The 18,731-nt window shown below is 67.1% G+C and carries 14 protein-coding genes; 5 read left to right on the top strand and 9 right to left on the bottom strand.

Annotated features, from left to right (window positions below; translation table 11 throughout):
• The first annotated feature begins 80 nt into the window (after positions 1-80).
• The 4 genes from EV650_RS20135 to EV650_RS20120 all read left to right on the top strand — a co-directional run bounded on the left by EV650_RS20135 (position 81) and on the right by EV650_RS20120 (position 5,296).
• Positions 81-635, top strand: a complete 555-nt coding sequence (locus tag EV650_RS20135; protein WP_134120594.1) for a TetR/AcrR family transcriptional regulator — start codon at positions 81-83, stop codon at positions 633-635.
• A 49-nt stretch (positions 636-684) separates the two neighbouring features.
• Positions 685-2,991, top strand: coding sequence for a CehA/McbA family metallohydrolase (locus EV650_RS20130; RefSeq protein WP_134120593.1), 2,307 nt, complete (start codon positions 685-687; stop codon positions 2,989-2,991).
• Positions 2,991-3,395, top strand: a complete 405-nt coding sequence (locus EV650_RS20125; protein WP_134120592.1) for a hypothetical protein — start codon at positions 2,991-2,993, stop codon at positions 3,393-3,395. The genes EV650_RS20130 and EV650_RS20125 overlap by 1 nt, the downstream gene beginning before the upstream one ends.
• A gap of 74 nt (positions 3,396-3,469) precedes the next feature.
• On the top strand, positions 3,470-5,296 hold the full coding sequence (locus tag EV650_RS20120) for an ABC transporter permease (RefSeq protein WP_134120591.1): 1,827 nt from the start codon (positions 3,470-3,472) through the stop codon (positions 5,294-5,296).
• Here the strand turns inward: EV650_RS20120 and EV650_RS20115 are convergent.
• The 6 genes from EV650_RS20115 to EV650_RS20090 form a co-directional block, all read right to left on the bottom strand.
• Entirely contained in the window at positions 5,253-5,750 is a 498-nt protein-coding gene (locus EV650_RS20115) for a DUF2867 domain-containing protein (RefSeq protein ID WP_134120590.1), read from the bottom strand. The two genes, EV650_RS20120 and EV650_RS20115, sit on opposite strands and share 44 nt — an antisense overlap.
• 10 nt (positions 5,751-5,760) lie before the next feature.
• Positions 5,761-6,291 (bottom strand): TetR/AcrR family transcriptional regulator, encoded by a 531-nt coding sequence (locus EV650_RS20110; protein WP_134120589.1) that lies wholly within the window; start codon positions 6,289-6,291, stop codon positions 5,761-5,763.
• A 31-nt stretch (positions 6,292-6,322) separates the two neighbouring features.
• The gene (locus EV650_RS20105; RefSeq protein ID WP_134120588.1) at positions 6,323-8,710 is read right to left on the bottom strand and encodes a GH116 family glycosyl-hydrolase; all 2,388 of its coding nucleotides are present in this window, start codon (positions 8,708-8,710) and stop codon (positions 6,323-6,325) included.
• A gap of 65 nt (positions 8,711-8,775) precedes the next feature.
• Entirely contained in the window at positions 8,776-9,990 is a 1,215-nt protein-coding gene (locus EV650_RS20100) for an MFS transporter (protein ID WP_238174338.1), read from the bottom strand.
• The gene (locus EV650_RS20095; RefSeq protein WP_134120587.1) at positions 9,987-10,433 is read right to left on the bottom strand and encodes a MarR family winged helix-turn-helix transcriptional regulator; all 447 of its coding nucleotides are present in this window, start codon (positions 10,431-10,433) and stop codon (positions 9,987-9,989) included. The genes EV650_RS20100 and EV650_RS20095 overlap by 4 nt, the downstream gene beginning before the upstream one ends.
• Before the next feature lie 70 nt (positions 10,434-10,503).
• On the bottom strand, positions 10,504-13,317 hold the full coding sequence (locus EV650_RS20090; RefSeq protein ID WP_166678223.1) for an RICIN domain-containing protein: 2,814 nt from the start codon (positions 13,315-13,317) through the stop codon (positions 10,504-10,506).
• Positions 13,318-13,526: 209 nt separating this feature from the next.
• Between EV650_RS20090 and EV650_RS20085 the strand changes: the two genes are divergently transcribed.
• Positions 13,527-14,270, top strand: a complete 744-nt coding sequence (locus EV650_RS20085) for an SDR family oxidoreductase (RefSeq protein ID WP_134120585.1) — start codon at positions 13,527-13,529, stop codon at positions 14,268-14,270.
• 414 nt (positions 14,271-14,684) lie between these two features.
• Here the strand turns inward: EV650_RS20085 and EV650_RS20080 are convergent, their stop codons facing one another.
• From EV650_RS20080 to EV650_RS20070, 3 genes are all read right to left on the bottom strand, one after another.
• Positions 14,685-16,325 carry an HNH endonuclease signature motif containing protein gene (locus EV650_RS20080; protein WP_134120584.1) on the bottom strand — a complete coding sequence of 547 codons (1,641 nt, stop codon included), beginning with the start codon at positions 16,323-16,325 and terminating at the stop codon, positions 14,685-14,687.
• Between the two features lie 204 nt (positions 16,326-16,529).
• Positions 16,530-17,381: an SDR family NAD(P)-dependent oxidoreductase gene (locus EV650_RS20075; RefSeq protein ID WP_134120583.1), complete on the bottom strand. Its 852-nt coding sequence runs from the start codon at positions 17,379-17,381 to the stop codon at positions 16,530-16,532.
• Positions 17,382-17,461: 80 nt separating this feature from the next.
• Positions 17,462-18,712: a glycosyltransferase gene (locus tag EV650_RS20070; protein ID WP_134120582.1), complete on the bottom strand. Its 1,251-nt coding sequence runs from the start codon at positions 18,710-18,712 to the stop codon at positions 17,462-17,464.
• Between the last annotated feature and the right edge of the window lie 19 nt (positions 18,713-18,731).

Below are 18,731 nucleotides of genomic sequence, written 5' to 3'. Positions count from 1 at the left end.
CTAAGTCGGGAAATCCGGCCGATCCCGCGATTCCGGCAGGAAAAATCAATCCGTACAGACGTCCTGATAGTTTGCTGTTCATGCAGGTCAGACGGGGTGTCGACGGCCGTCGAGTCCGCGGTGAGCAGCGCCGGAGCGAACTGCTGGCCGCGACGCTGGTCGTGATCGAACGCGACGGAGTCGCAGGTGTGAGCCATCGTGCGGTGGCCACGGCCGCGGATGTCTCGGTCGCCTCGATCACCTATCACTTCCCGACCCTCGACGATCTCCTCGTCGCCGCCCTCCGGTCCGCCGCGGAGGATCTCGCCGTCGAGCTCCATGGCCGGGGAAGCGAACTCGGCGCCCGCCCAGCCGACGAGCTGGCCCGGTTGATCGAGCACAGCGTCGTACGGCGGCGTGGCCGGACGCTGGCGCTCTACGAGCTCTACTTGTACGCCGCTCGCCGGCCGGAGCTCCGCGAGTCGGCCGGGGCCTGGCTTGAGCCGCTGACGGAGATCGCCCGGACGTTCACCGCGGATCCACAGCGGGCGCGGCTGCTGGTCGCGGCCCTCGACGGTTTGCTGATGCAGGCGCTGGCCGGTGTGCGCGAGCTGGACCAGGCGGACGTTGCCGCGTTAATAGAGGTGCTGAGGTAGACGGCGCCGGGTATGGTCGCGGAGCTACTCGCCATCAGGGAGGTTCCCGGTGTCTGAGCCCGCAGTGCAGCCCTTGTTCGCGTCCGCCATCCGCGGGGTGCGAAAACTGCAAGATCTCGGCGATCCGCTGCCCGCCGATGTTGTCTCTCAATTGTCCAAGCTCGAGAACAGCTCGCTGAGCCAGGCCGAGCGGCGTGACCAGCTCGAGTCTCTGTTGAGCCCATTCGTTCTGGTGGATGTGTCGATCGACGAGCAGGGCAGAGCTCTGTCTGCACCGGGCGCGGCGCCGCCGCGACTGGTGCAGCATGGCTGGCGCAGCTTCCTCGTACGGGTGGCCAACCCGCACCGGATCGAGGCCAGGCTGTTCGCGTCGCCCAGTGGTGTGTTCGGCTTGATCGACTCCCACAGTCACTCCGCCCGGATCGCGTTGCCCGACACGCTCACTATCGTTCCGCGGATCAAGGACGCCTGGCTGGAAACGAAGATCGCCGCAGCCGGCGACCTGTCCGGTCTCGAGGTCGAGTACAGGGTCATCAGTCTGTACAGCCGCGAGGGTGGCGTCCGGCCGGGCGGGCTGACGATCTTCGCCGCGGACGAGCACAACCATCAGAGTCTGAGTCGGTCGCCGCTGGGACTCGCCGGCTTCCGGACGAACTTCGAGCTGCGCGAGTACGGCGCTTCGTTCGACTTCGACTGTGCACCGGCAGGCGAGATCCAGCTCGACATCCGGGAGCCGGACGGACGCAGCTGCATGGCCGCGATCACGGTCCAGGATGGCCAGGGACGCTCGTACCCCTCGAAGGCGATGCGACTCGCTCCGGACATGTTCTTCCACGAGCACGTCTACCGGGCGACCGGCGAGATGATCCGGCTGCCCGAAGGGCGCTACCAGGTCTCCGCGATCCGCGGGCCGGAGTACCGGCCGGTGCTGTTGGAGACCGATGTCGACGCGGGAACGGAACGGATTCCGATCACCCTCGACCGGTGGGTCGATCCGGCCGCCCACGGCTACTACTCGGGCGACCCGCACATCCATGCCGGCGGTTGCTCGCACTACAACGTCCCGAGCGAAGGCGTCACGCCGGAAACGATGATCCGGCACGTCCGCGGCGAAGGCCTGTGGCTCGGCAGCGTGCTCACCTGGGCGCCTTGCTACTACCACCAGAAGCAGTTCTTCAGTGGGGAGTCGATCAGCCCGCCGGCCGACCTGGAGTACCCAGCGATGCAGGCCGCACAGGGCATGACTTGGAGTCCGCGTCCAACGGATCGCGATGCCGAGAGCGCGTTGCGGTACGACGTCGAGGTGTCCGGATTCCCGTCGAGTCACTCCGGTCACCTGATCCTGCTCGGGCTCACCGACCAGGACTATCCCGACACCAAGCTGATCGAGGACTGGCCGTCGTGGAACCTGCCGGTACTGCGCTGGGCCAAGGAACAGAACGCACTGGTCGGGTACGCGCACTGTGGAATCGGTCTGGCTGTCGGCACCGAGGAACTGCCCAACTACATCGTGCCGTCGTTCCAGGGCATCGGCTCCAACGAGATCATCGTCGACGTACCGCTCGGTGCCGCTGACTTCCAGTGCGGCGCCCAACTCGCGCCCGCGGCCGAGCTGAACATCTGGTACCACCTGCTCAGCGTCGGCTACCGCACCCTCATGCTCGGCGAGACCGACTACCCCTGCATGTACGACGAGGGCCCTGGAGTCGGCCGTACGTACGTCCGACTGGCCGAACCGCCGACCGGTCCGCAGGCGATCGAAGCCTGGATCGGCGGTCTGCGAGAGAGTGCGTCGTACTTCGGTGACGGCCGGAGTCACGTGTTCGATCTGGCGGTCGACGGTGACGTCAGCCGGGAGCAGTCTCTGGACGCGCCCGGCTCGGTGCGGGTCAGCGCGACCGTCGCCGCCTGGCTGCCTGAGGAGCCACCGGCGCCGCAGGCGGGCCGTCCGGCGTACAGCGCGCCGGTGGGCTGGCACCTCGAGCGGTCGCGGATCGGTACGTCGCGAGCCGTTGAGGTGGAGGTCGTGCTGAACGGTGTCGTGGTGGCGACGCAGGAAGTGGTTGCCGATGGCACCGAACAGGAGCTCGCATTCGACGTGACGGTCGAGCGCTCGTCCTGGCTCGCGCTACGGATCCTGCGCAGCGTGCACACCCAGCCGATCTTCCTCGAGGTCGGCGGCCGGCCGATCCGGGCTTCTCGCCGCAGCGGCCAGTGGCTGCATGACTCCGTCGACCAACTGTGGAAGGCGAAGTCAGGCTTCATGCGGGAGACCGAGCGGGATGCCGCGCGGCAGGCGTACGACGAGGCGCAGGCCATCTACCTGTCGAGGCTCGACGAATGTGAGGTCGACTGATGGTTCACCACGCACCTGCTGTCGGCTGTTGCGGACCGGTCGAGACCGACGCGCCGCTCGCGGTGACCATCAACCCGGAGGCGCGGGTGAACGTTGCCCGCAGCGGCGCCCCGATCGGCACCTTGAAGCCGGGCGAATGGCACACGCTCGCCGTAACGGTCGTCAACGACGGCTTCGTCACCGGACCGCTGGCTATCGAGGCCGAACCGGTCCGCGGGCTCGAAGTCGAGCCGCCGGCTCACGAGCTGACCGGTGAGCATCGCCAGGAGACTGCGTTCCGGGTCCGCCTGGACGCGCCTACCGTCGTCGACGTGACTCTGACCTTCCGCGCTCTCGGTGCGCTCGGTGGTCTCGCCACCCACAGCACCGTCAACCTGCTGCTGTCGGCCCGCTCGCAGCAGTGAGGTAGCGCGCGAGCTACCTGTGGCAGGGTGCTGAGGCCAGAGCCCGTTGGAGTCCCAGCGGGTTGGCTTGACGCATGCTGAGGTTGTCTGTCGGAGCGCTGCGGACCAGGTGGCAGTTGTTCGCCGGCGCGGTGGTCGCTGTCGCGCTGGGCGTCGGCCTGGTGCAGTCCGGTCTGCAGCTGGTCGCCGCGACGGACCGACCCACGCTGCCTGCCGGCATGTCGGCGTACCAGCGGGCACAGGTGCGGGAAGGGTACGTCGGTGCTGCGACGCTGCTCGGGATGTCGGTGATGCTGGCCGTCTTCTTGAGCGTGTTCATCGTCATTACGACGTTCGGCTTCATGACTGTGCAGCGGCGTCGGGAGTTCGGGCTGCTGCGGTTGGTGGGGGCGCAGCGGGGCTACTTGTGCATGATGGTGGTGACGGAGGCCGGACTGCTCGGGCTGGTGGGCAGCGTGGTCGGCGTACCGCTCGGGGTGCTGGCGACCTGGGCTCAGTCATGGCTGCTGATCAAACTGGGGATGTTGCCGAGCTGGTTCGCGGCGCCGTGGGACCAGGGTGCGGTGTGGGCCGCGATGATCGTCGGGGTGAGTACTGCGTTGGCCGGGGTGCTCGCGGCGGCCTGGCGGGCGTCGCGGGTCAACGCGCTCGAAGCAGTCGTCGAGGGTCAGGCTGCGCGACAGGTGATGACTGGGTGGCGGTGGTTCTGGGGGCTGTCGGCCGCGTTTGGCACGGTGGTGCTGGTGATCGCGGCGCAGGCGGCGCGGGATCTCGTTGCTGGGTTGACGATCGGGCTGGTCGTGATGATCAGCGGGTCCGTGGCGCTGAGCCAGCTGAGTCCGGTCGTCGTACCGCTCGTCGGTCGCGTTCCCACGTTGGTTGTCCGGGGCAACTTGATTGCGGACCTCGCCCGGGCCGGCGTCTTGCATGCGGTACGGCGAAGTGCGGCGACCGCGGCGCCGTTGATCGTGCTGGTCGGACTGGTCGTCGGTTTGTGGGGAACGTTCGGTTCGCTGGCGAAGGCAGTCGGTGTCGAGCAGGAACAATTGATCACGGCTGATGTCGTCGTCGATCACGCGGTCGGCCCGGGGCCTGGGATCGTTGCCGCGTCGACGCAGACCGTCGTACCGATCGCCGTCACGCGGGGGAAGAACACGGTGTATTCGGAGGCGATCGGGATCGATCCGGCGGCGTACGAACAGACGCACAAGTTGCGGCCGCGGAAGGGTTCGCTGGACCGGTTGACCGGGCGGACCATCGCGATCGCGCCCGGGATGGCAGTGGAGGGCTACAAGCTCGGGTCTGTGTTGAAAGTTGCGCTTGGCAACAGAAGGATCGCGGTCAAGGTTGTGGCGATCATGCCTGAAACGCTCGACGTGAGTGAGAACTTCTTCATCCCACGCAGCCTGCTACCCGCCGGTGGGCGGACCGAGACGCTGGTCAAGCTGGCGCCCGGTACGACGATGGACGGTCAGACGGTCGAGGAGTGGGCAAAGGGCCGCGGCGAGGTGCAGCAGCGGAGCAACTCGGGGCTCTTCGCCGCGCTGATGGGCCTGGCCGGCATCTTCACTGCCGTTGCCGTCGTGAACGCGGTGGTCATGTCGACTGCCGATCGGCGTCGCGAGTTCACTCTCGCGCGAATGGCCGGGTTGACTCGCGGGCAGGTCGTGACCGTCGCCCTGGTGGAGTCCGCGACCGTTGTTGTTGTCGGCGTACTGCTGGGGTCTCTCGTCGCTGCGGCCGCGCTGGCCGGCATCGCTGCGGGTCCCTATGGCCTTGCTGCGTTGGCGATCCCGTGGCGATTGCTCGGGCTGATCTTCGCGTCGGCGCTGGTGGTCGTCGGGGCGGCGGCAGCGCTTACCGCTTGTCGCGCGACGCCTCGCCGGCTCGGCACATGCTGAGCAGGACGAGGTGATGGAACGGGCGGATCAGGTTGTAGTAGAACCGGCCCGCCGGCCGCAGGTACTGCACGAGGGTGACCACCTTGAACGTGGCCGGGTGCTCGTTGTCGGTGAAGAACGCGAGGTACCCGATCAGGTGGTTGTCGGAGACCTTCAGCAGCAGATAGTGGTCCTCTTCGCCGCGCACGACCGTGAAGAACGCGTCCTTCTCGCCCGGCGTGAAGCTGACCGTCTCCGGCCGCAGCCGGCGGGTATCGGGTATGCCGGTGGTCTCAAGCCGCAGCACCGCCGCGACAGCGATCCGTACGGCGAACAATCCCTTGACCCACAACGGACTGTGGCCCAGCGCGCCGGCGATGAACTCCCGCAGCGTCACCTCGCCGCGCGCCGTCTTCACATCGATCTCGTCCACGACGGGCACCAGATCGTCGAGTTCGTGCAATGTGGTCGGCATCTGCCGCTCCCTAGTCGATGAGGCGGAGCGTGAGGTCGTAGATCTCCCGCAGCTCCGCCCGGTCGATCGAGGGGAGCACCTGCTCGGCCCCGATCAGAATCAGATACAGCAACTGCGCGAACCGATCCGGATCGACGTCCGCACCGATCCCACGGCACAGCTCCTTCAGGTACGCCGTACGTGCCTCGTCCACCCGCTCCTGCGCAGCCCGTACGTCGGGATCCTGCAAAGCCCACGCCCGCACCGCGATCTCCAACGCGGCAACATCCGGGTCGGCCAGCACGAGCCGCAGCAGGTGCTGGAGCTTCTCTTCCGGCTTGGCGGTCTCGCCTTCGATGGTGTCGATCAGACGCGTCGTGTACTGCGCCTCGAAGTGCTCCAAGAGCGCGGTCTTGAAACCACCCGCACTCCCGAAGTGGTGGTAATACGACCCTTTGGTCACGCCGAGCTGATCGGTCAACCGCTCGATCGTGATCGCCGGCGCCCCCTCGGTCGCCAGCAACTCGAGCCCAGCCTCCAACCACTCCACCCGAGTCACCATGCGGCTGACCATACCATACCGTTTGGTATGGTCAGAGCGGGATCTGGGTGCCGTTGAGGGTGAGTTTGGTGAGGTGGAGTTGGCCTTCTCGGACTTGTAGTTCGTTGGTGGCGGTGTTGAAGGTGCCGTAGGCGTTGCCGGTGGACCAGAAGATCTGTCGCGTGTCGGGGAGGGTTGGGGTGAAGCTCATTTCCCCGGTGTGAGCGTTGTAGTCGAAGCCGGTCAGCGCTATGACCGCGCCCCAGCTCGCCATGGCTCGGGCGTAGTGGTGACCGCATTCGGCTTCGTCGTACGGGTTGCGGCGTTCGCCGTCGTACCGCTGGCGGATGTTGGTGATGACCTGCAGGCCCTCGTCGACCAGGCGTTCGGTGATGAGGCCGACCGCGAGGATGTGTTCGAAGCCGGTCATCACCTCGGTGAAGTACGGGAACGGGCGCTCGGGCCGGTTGCCGCGCGGGTAGCTGCACATCAGTACTGCGGACTCGTCGTCACCGAGTACGTAGCTGCGCATGTGGTTGAAGTGCCCGGCGAATCCCGACAGCCCGTTGTAGGCCAGGATGCTGCGCAGTGTGGTGGCCACCCGATCCTCGTCGAGCAGCGTGCCCAGCTGTGTCAGGCGAGCGAGGTGCTGGCCGACCAGCTGGTCGACAAGGCAGCCGTCGCCCAACTGCAGCACCGGATGCGTCGGATCGGCGGCGCCCATTGTCTCGCGCAGTCCGGCGGCCACGTCATCCGCGGACGCCGGCGGCCGGATCTCGTGCCGGTAGTACTCGCCGTTGAACAGCTGCTCGTCCATCCACGCGCTGCCGTACTCGAACAGCTTCCGGCACTCAACCGCCAGATCATCACCGAGGTACGTCGCCATCTCCTCGCACGCTCGCAATGCGGCGAGGTACCACGACTGCATCTGCGGATTGGGGCCGTAGTACTCGACGTCCATCGTGTTGTGCTGGCAACCCTCCATCACGCCGTCGCGGTCCGCATCCCATCCACCGGGGATCCAGCAGAACTCCAGCGCCCGCCGAGCCGCCGGCCACAACGAACGCAGCAACTCGTCGTCCCCACTGAGTCGCCAATCGCGGTATAGCTTCACCAGGCAACCAAGCTGACCGTCCGCCGCAGCGACCCGCCAATCGCGGGCACTCGTCTCCAGCGGTAGGCCGACCCGGAAGCTCATCAGACCTTGATCATCGGTCGCGTGGGCGAACTCCACCTCACGCAACGACCGCGCGATCTCGCCGAACAGGAACGGTGTCGCCTGCTCGTAGTTCCACACATGCGTGCAACTCCCGAAGCAGCTGCCCACGTGATCGGAACAGCCTTCCCAGCCGAAGAATCGTCCGTCCGGCGTACGGAAGACGGTCTGCGTCCGCAGCGTGCTGAGGTTGAAGAGTGCTGCCTCCTTGACGACGTCCGGTAGGTCGGCGCCGAGGAAGTCGGTGACGAAGGCGATGGTACGGCGTTCCAGGTCGTCGAGCTGCGGCGCGAACCGGCAGAGCGCGGTCCAGGCATCGTCGGTGAGCGTCGTGTAGTGGTTGCCGACGACATCGGATTTCTCCCAGGCGCGCCGGTTCGGGAAGTGCCAGGCGAGCAGGAACGTGAAGGACTCGGTCGCTCCCGCGGCCACGGTACGGCGGTCGGCGACCGAGGCGACCGGCGTCTCGGACTTGCTGCTGCGTTCGTCGAGGCGCCCGTCCGCGGTGAAGTCGTCCCAGAAGTCGAGCAGGCTGTCACCCCAGGTCCGATCGGCCCAGCCGGTACGGCGGGTCACGTCCTGCCCATCGAGTACGGCGAGCGCGATCGAGCCGTACTGCTCCGCGCCGGGGTCGACACCGCGACTGCGCAGCAGTACGCCGCCGTCCATCGTCGTGTTGTAGTTGCCCGCAGCAACATCAATGGTTCCGTCCCGGCCGATGAAGTTCTCCAACGCCCCGGCCAGCGAAACAGTCAAAGCCTGGTCACTGCGGTTAGTGACCACGAAGCGCAGTACCGCGACCGGCCACGAGCTCGCCTCGACGTCCGTGGGGACGAAGGGATTGAAGGCTTCCAGCGCAACATCGACCGGTACGTCGTCATCGCGGAGCTCAAGCCGTGCAAAGGGATAGGTGGTGGCGAAGGTCGCCTCGCGGAACCGAGGCAGACCGTGGTTCTGGGCGCCACTCCCGTGAGCACCTTCGTACTCACTCAGATCCAGGGGACCTTCGACGGCGCGAGTCGTCACGGCGCCGTCCGGAGATTCGGTGCGGATCGCGAAGAACGCCGTACCAGGGTGGAAGCCTTTGGCCGGGCGGTTCACGATCTCCCAGTCGCGGAGGTTGCCACGGCCGCCGAGGCTGACCGTTCCGGTGCCGATGCCGCCGAGCGGCAGAGCGATCCGGCGGAGGTTGCGTCCGGTGTAAGTGCGCAGAATGGGCCACATACTTACTGACCCTAAACGCGAGGACCCGCCGGAGAAATCGATCTCCGGCGGGTCGGGTAGACCAATCAGGCCTCGGCGACGGTGAGCGCCTCGGCCTCGACCTCGGTGTGGTTCGCGGGGACCCGCAGGTGCGACAGCGGCTTCCAGCCGGTGGCCAGCACGCCGACCGCGAGCAGCACCGCGAAGGCGCCGACGTAGAACGGCAGCTGGATGTTGAACTCCTCACCGAGCTTCCCGGCCAGCCACGGAGCGACCGCGCCACCCGAGAACCGCACGAAGGAGTACGCCGCGGACGCCGTACCGCGCTCGACCGGAGCGGCTGCCATGACAGCCTCGGTGATCAGCGTGTTGTTGATGCCGAGGAACAGGCCGGCCACGACCACGCCGGTCGCGAGGACCGCCTTGTTGTGCGCGAACAGGCCCATCATCGCGAGGTCCGCACTGAACAGCAGCAGCACCGTCATCGCAACCGGCAGCGTGCCGAACCGGCGCTGCAGCCGCGGCGCCACGAACACCGAGCTGAATGCGAGACACAGACCCCAGCCGAAGAAGATCAGCCCGATCTGCCGCGCCGACATCGCCAGCGGGAACGGGGTGAACGCGAGCAGCGTGAAGAAGCCGAAGTTGTACAGCAGCGCGGTGACCGCGACAGTTGCTAGCGACCGGTGACGGAGTGCCTTCAGCGGTTCGATGATCGACGTACGACGAGCTTCCGGCGGCGAAGCCGGCAGCAGGAACGCGGTCGCGGCGAGCGCGATCGTCATCAGTACGGCGACACCGAAGAACGGGCCGCGCCAGGAGATCGTGCCGAGCTCACCGCCGACCAGGGGGCCGGCCGCGATGCCGACACCGAGAGCGGCCTCGTACAGGATGATCGCCTGGGCGACCGAGCCGGAGGCCGAGTTCACGATGGTGGCGAGCGCGGTCGCGATGAAGAGTGCGTTGCCGAGACCCCAGCCGGCCCGGAAGGCGACGATCATGCCGATGCTGTTGGACAGGCCGGCCAATGCGCTGAACACGACGATGATGGCCAGGCCGATCAGCAGGGTGCGCTTGGCGCCGATCCGGCTCGAGACCGCGCCGGTGATCAGCATCGCGACGCCGATGACCGCCATGTAGCTGGTGAACAGCAGCGAGACCTGGGACGGGCTCGCGTGCAACTGCTCGGCGATCGGCTTGAGGATGGGGTCCACCAGGCCGATGCCCATGAACGCGATCACGCAGGCGAACGCGACCGCCCAGACGGACTTGGGTTGCTTGAGAAATGACGAGTTGCTCACCGGGGCGTGTCCTCCAAAGGCTCGAGGGTGAGGAGTTTGTGGATGATGGCGGCGGCGGCCTCCAAGGTGGTGAGGTCGGACGCGGGGAGCTGACCGAGGTGGGCCGCGAGCGCGGTCCCGGCCTGCCGGCGCGCATCGCGCAACTCGGCGAGACCCTTGTCGGTGAGGGCGATCAGGCTGGCGCGGGAGTCGGCCGGGTCGGTGCTTCGGCGTACCGAGCCCTGCTCCTCCAGCCGCTGCACCAGGTTGGACATGGTCGGCTGGGAACACCGGTCGGCCTTGGCCAGCTCACTGATCCGGGCCTGGCCCAGCTCGTCGAGCCGGCCGAGCACGCGCATCGCGGCGTGCGGCAACGTACTCGCGTTCCGAGTGGCCAGTCGCGACAACCGCGTCGACGCAACCACCAACTCTTCACCGAGCTGAGTCAGATCCCTGGCAATCACACTCACAAATATACATAGGAATGCTATGTATCTCCACTCAAGTGAACCAGATCACGGCGCGAGGGCGGTGTCAGGCCTGTTTGGTGAGGTGGAAGGACTGAGTGGGGGTGCTGTCGCAGGTGAGGACCTGGAGTTGGGTGCCGTTGCTCGTCGAGGAGTTCGGGACGCCGAGGCAGAGGCCGCTGTTGCGGGCTACCAAGGTGTAGTTACCGGCGGTCTGGGCGACCGCCTGCCACTGCTGATTGGTCGCGCTGGCGTAGGCCCAGGTCTGGAGTGGGGTGCCGGGTGAGGTGGCGGAGGTGCCGCCGGTGACGTCCCAGGCTTGCCTCTGGGTGGCGCCGTTGCGGCCCAGCACCTCGTAGTACCCGTTGCCGACCGAGACGAACTGCCACTGCTGGTTGAGGGATCCGCTGCAGGTGTACTGCTGGACGACGGTGGCGTTGGCGGTGCTGGAGTTGGCGGCGTCCGCGCACTTTCCGCTGTTCTGGTTGATCACCTCGTACCAGGCCGACGAGTCGATGGGGCTCGTGCCGCCGCTGGTCGTGGCGAAGTCCAGGGAGTTGAGGTTCCAGCCGCCGGTGTCCTGGTTCAGAGTCAGGACCTGCTGGCCGGCCGGGAGTGTGACGGTGGCGGTGACTGTGGTCCAGGTCTGCCAGCCGCCGGTCGCCGGGAGGTTGATCGCACCGCTGAGGTTCGCACCCGATGCGTTGGACAGGTGCAGTGCGCCGGTCACCGCGGAGGGGGCCGCGATTCGCAGGTTGAGTGTGTACGTGCCGGCCGAGGCAGCGTTCACGGTGTAGCGGAACCATTGCCCGCCACTCGTCCAGCCGAGGTTGTAGCCGCCGCCGGTATCTGAGGTCGACTCGAGGTCGACGCCGTCGGAGCGATAGGCGGTGCCGTTGCCGTTGACGGAGGTGACGTTGTAGGCGACGCCTTGACCGCCGGTGTCGTAGTTCTCCGCCTGGACGGTCCCGGGCACCGCCGCGGGCGTCCCGCCGTACGGCGCCTCCGGGGTGGTCGTGCCATCCCAGCTGTTGTTGCTCTCCGAGGCCGTGAAACCGCTGGAGTTGTTGGCGTACGGCGTCATGCCCGGCTTCAGACCGGTCAAGCTGTTGCCGGTGATCGTCGCGGACCCGGTCGGCGCCGGGTAGAACGGCGGCGAGATCACGACCCCGTTGCGGCCGGGCGACGTGATCGTGTTGTTCTGCAGTTGCGTGTTCGTCGACGTGGAGAAGCCGATCGCGTCGTACAGGGAGTTGGACACGGTGTTGCCTGTCACGGTGACGTTGTTGACGATGCCGGTGTTCTGGCCGTCGCCGCCATTGCCGACGTGCAGTGCGGGCTGACCCTGGCTGTACGCGTTGCCGCCTGACCGTACGACGACGTTGTTCGACACCGTCGCCGACGTGAGGTCGCTGCCGTTGACGCCGAACCGCCCGGCGCCCAGACCGATGTAGCGGGCCGTGTCGCTGATGTAGTTGCTGTCCACGAGGTGACCGCTGCCGCCGTAGATCCCGATGCCCTTGCCGCCCCACGGAGTGATGGACGTGTTGTGGGTGACCTTGATGTTCGACATCGGCGTGTAGGTAGTCGTGGAGCCGTCGCCGTTGGTGTTGTACGCGACCGAGTTGATCGCGATCGCGTCGTCGCCGGTGCCGCGGACGAAGTTGTTGGTCACCGTCAGGTTGTCCCCGTGTGACGCGTTGAGCGAGACGTTGTTGACGTTGATCCCGTCGGCCCAGATCGAGGTCAGCCGGCTGTTCTGCACGGTGCCGCCGGTGCCGGACGCCCAGAAGCCGGACATCGTGTGCTGCGTCCAGATGCCGTTGGCCATCCAGTTCGTACCGGTGGTGTCCATTGCCCCGCCGTCGCCGCCGATGGTGCTGCGGCTGATGGCGTTGGCGTCGATGTGGAAGTTCTGCACGGTGGTCGAGGTCAGGTCGAACACGGCCCCGAGCGGAGTGCTGTTGGGGACTGGCACGTCGCGGTAGATGGTGCTGTACCAAAGCCCGGCGCCGGCGATCGTGATCCCGGTCGCGTGCAGGTTGGCGGTGCCCTTCAGATAAAAGATTCCCTGCGGGATCCACAGGACCTTGTTCTGCGACTGGGCCTGATCGATGCAGCTCTGGATCGCGGCCCGGCTGTCCACCGACTGGCTGTCGGCCGCGCCGTTGGTCGGAGTGGGGTCCGATACCGCGCCGCAGCTGGTGATGGAGATCGAGTTGGCCGGCTGGGCGATCGGCGCCGGCGGGTTCTCGACATCGATCACGTCAATGTCGTAGTACGACGCTGTGTTGGTCGAACCCTTTCTCAGCTGAAGCGTGCTCCCGGCCGCGATCGGGGTGCCGGTGATGAACGCGTGCGACTCGTCGAAGAAGACGCGGGCGCCGCCGTCCGCCGGGTTCTGGTCGTCGCTGGTGTTGTAGCTGGTGCCCTCGTAGACCCAGGTCTGCTTGGAGTTGAGGTTCAGCGCCTGCCGGAACGTGCCGTCGACGTACAGGTCCAGCGTCGCGGTGATCCCACCGCCGGACGGGGAGTCCGGGATGCTGGCGCGCAGGTTGACGTAGCTGATCGGCTGGCCGGTGTTGTTCGTCCATTGCACGGACTGATTGGTCGCGCTCAGGTGCGCGTAGCCGTGGCTGGACGCTTCCAGGGTCGCGCTCGAGTACTGCGTCGTTGGCGCGGCGGTCAGCGACACGGCGGTCGCGCCGCCGCCGAGCGTGCCGGCCTCGCCCTCGTAACTGGTGAACGGCGTCGTCGCCCCGGCATCGGTGGTGGCGGTGGGAGCGGCTTGTGCAGACGGCATACATACTGCGCCGGTCAGCGCGATCGCCGCGGCCGCGGACGCTGCGATCACGCGGCCTAGCTGGTTGATCCCGTGCATGGGTACTCCTGCCAAGTTGGGGGCGGTCTCGGCTCCCCGGCTCGTACTCAGATGGCATGCAGGTACGGCGACCGGGTGGCCCGACCGTACAAGCGCCGACATTCACGCGCAAGGTTTCGACTAAAGTCTGCAAATCACCGGCTGCGTGCCTTGGTGTGAGGTCGTTCACAACACGTCACAGGCGAGCAGGTCCGGGTCCTCTTATGGGCATGACTAACTCGGAGCAGACGTCAGTACTGATCACCGGAGCGAACAAGGGGCTCGGGTACGAAGCGGCCCGGCGGCTTGGCGAACTGGGCTGGACGGTCTTCCTCGGCTCACGCGATGAAGGCCGAGGACAAGCAGCCGCCGACAAGCTCGCAGCCGACGGCGCGAACGTCGTCCTGGTCCCGCTGGACGTGACCTCGGACGAGTCGGTGGCGGCGGCCGTGCGACTCGTCCGCGAGCACACCGACCGGCTGGACGTGTTGATCAACAACGCCGGCGCACCAGGACACGCCGTCGCGCCCGCGGACGCGACGGTTGAGGAGATTCATCCTGTGTACGACGCCAACGTGTACGGACCGATCCGGGTCACGCACGCGTTCCTGCCGCTGCTGCAGGCGGCGGATCATCCGCGGGTGGTGATGGTGTCTAGCGCGGGAGGTTCGTTCGCAGTCGTGACCGATCCGGATCAGCCGGTCTCGAAGATGCACGAGCTCGCCTACAGCTCCTCGAAGGCGGCCCTGAACATGATCACCGTCCGGTACGCCCAGGCGCTCCCCGGCATCAAGTTCAACGCCGTCACTCCCGGAGAGGTCGCCAACCGCACCTTCGCCGCCACCGACATGAACAACCACACCGGCCAACTAACAGTCACCGAAGGCACCGACTCCATCATCAAACTAGCGACGATGGACCCCGACGGCCCAACTGGAACCTTCATCGACCGCCTCGGCCTCATTGCCTGGTAACCACCGCGTCCAGCTCAACCCCCGCGCCGCAAACGATCTCACCGCTGTTCGCGGCGACCACGCGAAACAGTGACGCAGCGGTCGAGACACTCGGGACCGAGAGGCGTTCGGGACCGAGAGACGTTCGGGACCGAGAGACACTCGCGCCCCAGAGACACTGCGCCCCAGAGACGGAGAGACGGTCGCGACCGAGAGACGCTCGCGACGTAACGGTGCGACGAGTCACCGGCGTTCGACCGCCGGCAGGCGAAACCGCCAGGACGCCGCCGGTCCCAGGCACCGAGCTACGGGGTTGGGGTCCTGGTCGTCGTACCGCTCACCCGGGGTTCCTGCGGCGAGCTCGCGGCGAGTTCGCCGCCGACCGACGCCACCGGGCCGCGGTCGACGGGCGTAGGTCGCCTCGCCCCTCACGCCTCACCCGGGGCCAACGCGGACGCTCGCAGATACCACCGGGTCCTGGGGCGTTGTCGAGGGTGGATTGGTCGAGGGATCGCCGACGGGAGTACTGCGAAGGTCGGCGGACTCACCCCAGACGGCGAAGCGGGCGGCTTCCTGCATCGCCGGTTCGTCGGCCGACCATCGACTGGAAGGCCGACCAGAATCCGGACAGGAGCGCGGGCTGGGACGTGGGCTGGAACGTGGGCTCTGTGGGTCGGGGTCTGTGGTGGCGCGGGTGTTCGGCCTCGGGGCAGGGGTTGCCTGGAGGTGAGTTGATGGGGTTGGTCTGGGTTGGGGTGGTGGGTCGGCCCAGGTGGGGCGGGTGACGTGGACCTGGCCGTTGGTGGTGGTGATGGTCCAGTGGCCGTTGTGGAGGTCGGTGTGGTGGCGACGGCAGACCAGGGCCAGGTTCGAGATGGCTGTTGGGCCGCCGTCGATCCAGGAGGTCAGGTGGTGGGCGTCGCACATGACGGGTGGGGCTCCGCAGACGACGCAGCCTCGGTCGCGGGCGTTCAGGGCGCGGCGCATCGCTCGGGTGACGAGGCGTTCGGCGCGGCCGACGTCGAGCGGTTGCGAGTTCGACCCCAGGACCAGCGGGATGATCTTGGCGTCGCAGGCGAGTCGGCGGATCGCGGCTGCTGACAGTTGGTCGCCGTACACGAGATTGCCGGTGGCGTCGGCGGTGGCGGCTTTCAGGTCGTTCAGATCGATGGTGACGGTGATGTTCGCCTTCGCCCCAAACCCAGGCACCCAACCCGCCCTGTTCTCGCCTACCGGAGCAGTCATGTCGACACCGGCAGCCGTACCAGCGGTGTCTGCGGGATCCACCGCGCGCGGAGGGCGCGCGGTGGGTGGTGTGAAGGCTGCGTCGGTGGCTGCGGCGGCGATGGTGAGGGCTGTGGTGAGGGCGTCGGCTTGGCGTTTGTCGCGGGGGCGGGGGTCGAGGTCGCCGGTGGGGGTTTTGTGGGGGCGGGCGCCGGAGAAGGTGAGGGAGCGGAGGAGTTCGGCGTTCTCGTTGGCTAGGTAGCCGCGGAACTTCACGCCGTTCTCGGCGTTCGACAGTGTGAGGCTCTCGCGTTCGTAGGCCTTGTTTTCGTCGGGTTCTGGGCCGTCGGAGTCGAGGAGGTCGCAGATCTGTTTGGCGGCGGTGCGCAACTCGGCCGGTGACAGGCGACCGGCCAACGTCACGAGTTGCTGCTCGGCGACGTCGAGGTCTTCGACCGGGACCCGTGAGCGGACTCGTTCGAGCGCGGACACGATCACACCGGCCTGCGCCGTACGCATCACCCGAACCCCACCGACGTCATCCGTGGAGTCTTCGGCCGCGACTGGGATGCCGTGGGTTAGGCCGTCGGCGACAGTTGTGTACTTCGGGAGGGCTCGGGCCAGGCGTACGTCGCGCCAGGCTTCGGCGCGGTCGCGGCGGTAGCGGAACGACAGCAGCTCGACGGCGTCGCGGGCACCGAGCTCTTCGGCGTACCCGCTCTCCTCGATCCGCGCGACCACCTGCAGTCGGCGAGACTCTCGCTGGGCGAGCTCGGCGTCCAGTGCGTCGAGCTCGGACAGCAGTTCGCCGCCGCTCAACGACCACACCGGTCGCTCTCCCAGGAGTTCCATACCCACAACAGTAGACACCCCACCGACAGTTCTCAAACCCAGAACCCCTTAATTTTAAGGCGATTCAGGACAGCTGGTTGTGGATAACTGGCGAAACTCCCGACGGCCGAGGCGGAGGGCTCGGCTCGTGTCTCTTTGTGCACCAATGCCGTACCGGCGGGCGCTGACCATGCGGCTCCGGTGCACAAAGTCGAACAGGTCTGGTTAGCGGGGGGCTTGGGGTTGGTTGCCTTGGGCTTCGAGGGAGAGGTCTTGCCAGTCGGACCAGGTTTTTAGGCGGTCGGCGTATACCTGCTGGAGGACCTGGTAGAAGCCGAGGCCGAAGAGGACTCGGAGCGGTGGGTTGTCGGAGTCGACGATCTTGAGTAGGGCCTGGGCCGCTGCGGCCGGGTCGCCGGCGGGCTGGTTGCCCATCATCGTGGCCAGGCGCGCGCGGAGACCGTTGTACGCCGGGTTGGGCTCGGCCAGGTGGCCGTTGGCGAGCGGGTCCGGGTTCTTGCCGGACCTGGTGGCGAAGCCGGCGGGCTCGACGATTGTCACCTTGATGCCGAAGTCGGCGACCTCCTGGGCAAGGGAGTCGTTCAGGGCTTCGAGCGCCCACTTGGAGACGTGGTACCCAGCGCCGAGCGGCATGGCGACCACACCAGCGGCGGACGACAGCTGAATGATGTGTCCTCCGCCTTGCTCGCGCAGGTGCGGCAGCGCGGCCTGGATCACCCATACCGCGCCGAACAGGTTGGTTTCCAGCTGATCGCGCAGTTGCTGCTCGGACAGCTCTTCGACCGCGCCGATCAGGGCGTAGCCGGCGTTGTTCACGATGACGTCGAGACGACCGAAGTACTCCTGCGCCCGGTTGACGGTCTCGAAGACGGCGGCCTTGTCGGCCACGTCCAGCTCGAGCGGGAGTACTGCGTTGCCGTAGGCAACGACCAGGTCCTCGAGGCTTTCGGTACTGCGGGCGGTCGCGGCCACCTTGTCGCCGCGTGCCAGCGCCGCTTCGACGAAGCTGCGACCGAGGCCGCGCGACGAACCCGTGACGAACCAGACCTTACTCATGATGACGTTCCGTCCTCTGTGCGAAGTGGTCGACCACAAGACGCCGGGTCACCGATCCCTGTGACACCGTGTGTGACAGGTCACCCGGTGAGTTGTCGGGCGATGGTGGTGGCGGCTTGGGTGGGGCCGTCTGCGGCTGCGTAGAGTTTTTGGATTCGTTCGGCGGCTTCGCGGTGGGCGGGGTCGTCGAGCATGCGGGTGGCCAGGGCGGCGAGGGTGCCGGGGCGGGCTCGGCGGGCGGCGCCGAGGCGTTCGACCAGGGCGACGTTGAGGTCCTGTTCGATGTGCAGGGGGATGCCGAGGAGCGGCGTACCGCTTGCCATTGCGGTTTGGACGCTGCCCTGCCCGCCGGTGGTGACAGCGAGGTCGACCTGCGGCATGACCAGATGGCTGGGTAGGACGCCCTCGATCAGGATCCGGTCGGAGGCCAGGTCGCCGAGGTCGTGGATGGTGCCGGCGACCAGGATGCGTACGTCGAGGCGGCTCAGGTCCGCGATCGCCGAACGGACTCGGTCGGGTGGTGTCGACGTCATCGCGAGGTAGATCGTCGGGCCGGGCCGGTCGAGGAACCTCTGCACCTCAACCGGCATCGGCAGATCCAGCTGCGCGAACAACGGACCGACGGCACTGAGTCGCGAGTCGGCCCGATAGCCCTTGCCGGGCTGCCAAGCAGCCAACTCTGAAGAAGAGATGCCCAGTACTTCGGGGACTTCCGGGACCAACGAGAGGTCGCCGAGCAGGAGTGCCGCCAGGCTCGGGATCCCTTCCACGCCGAGCTCGGCGGCCACGCGATTGAAGCCACCGCAGTACGCCGTGATGCGGTTGGGAGTCCTGTTGACGAGGAACCGGGCGAGCCAGTCCGGTGCGTGCTTCAACCGTGGATCCACCGGCCGGCTCGGCGCCGGGAGGAGGCGATGCTCGAAGACCGGCGGCACGAAACTGCCTGCGTGTTCCGTGATCACCTGTACGCCGGCCAATCGCGAGGACAGCAACGTGGTCAGGGTAAATCCGGTGACCGCGACGGTGATCCCGTTGGCCCGGAAGTACTCCGCCTCGGCCGCGACGTACGTGCGGATCTCGGCGTCGTCGTACATGCTCTGCCGGGGATCGCCGAGGCCGACCGCCGAACCGACGAAGGCGGCCGCGCGGGCCGGCGACAGTCCCGGGCCGAGGACGTCGTACCCGATGCCTGCCTCGGCCAGTAGGCGTTCGTGCGGGCCGCCGTGGGTGGCGACGCGGACCTCGAGGCCGAGCTCGGTGAGGGCGCGGTGCAGCTCGAGCATCCGGGAGGTCTCGGACAGGTAGGCGCAGTGCGGCAGTAAGCAGATCATGGTTGCCTCCTTCGACAAT

The organism is Kribbella kalugense (assembly GCF_004365875.1).
GTDB classification, from domain to species: Bacteria; Actinomycetota; Actinomycetes; order Propionibacteriales; family Kribbellaceae; genus Kribbella; species Kribbella kalugense.
Note: the sequence above shows the minus strand (reverse complement) of the source record. Positions and strands in the feature narration are given on the sequence as shown.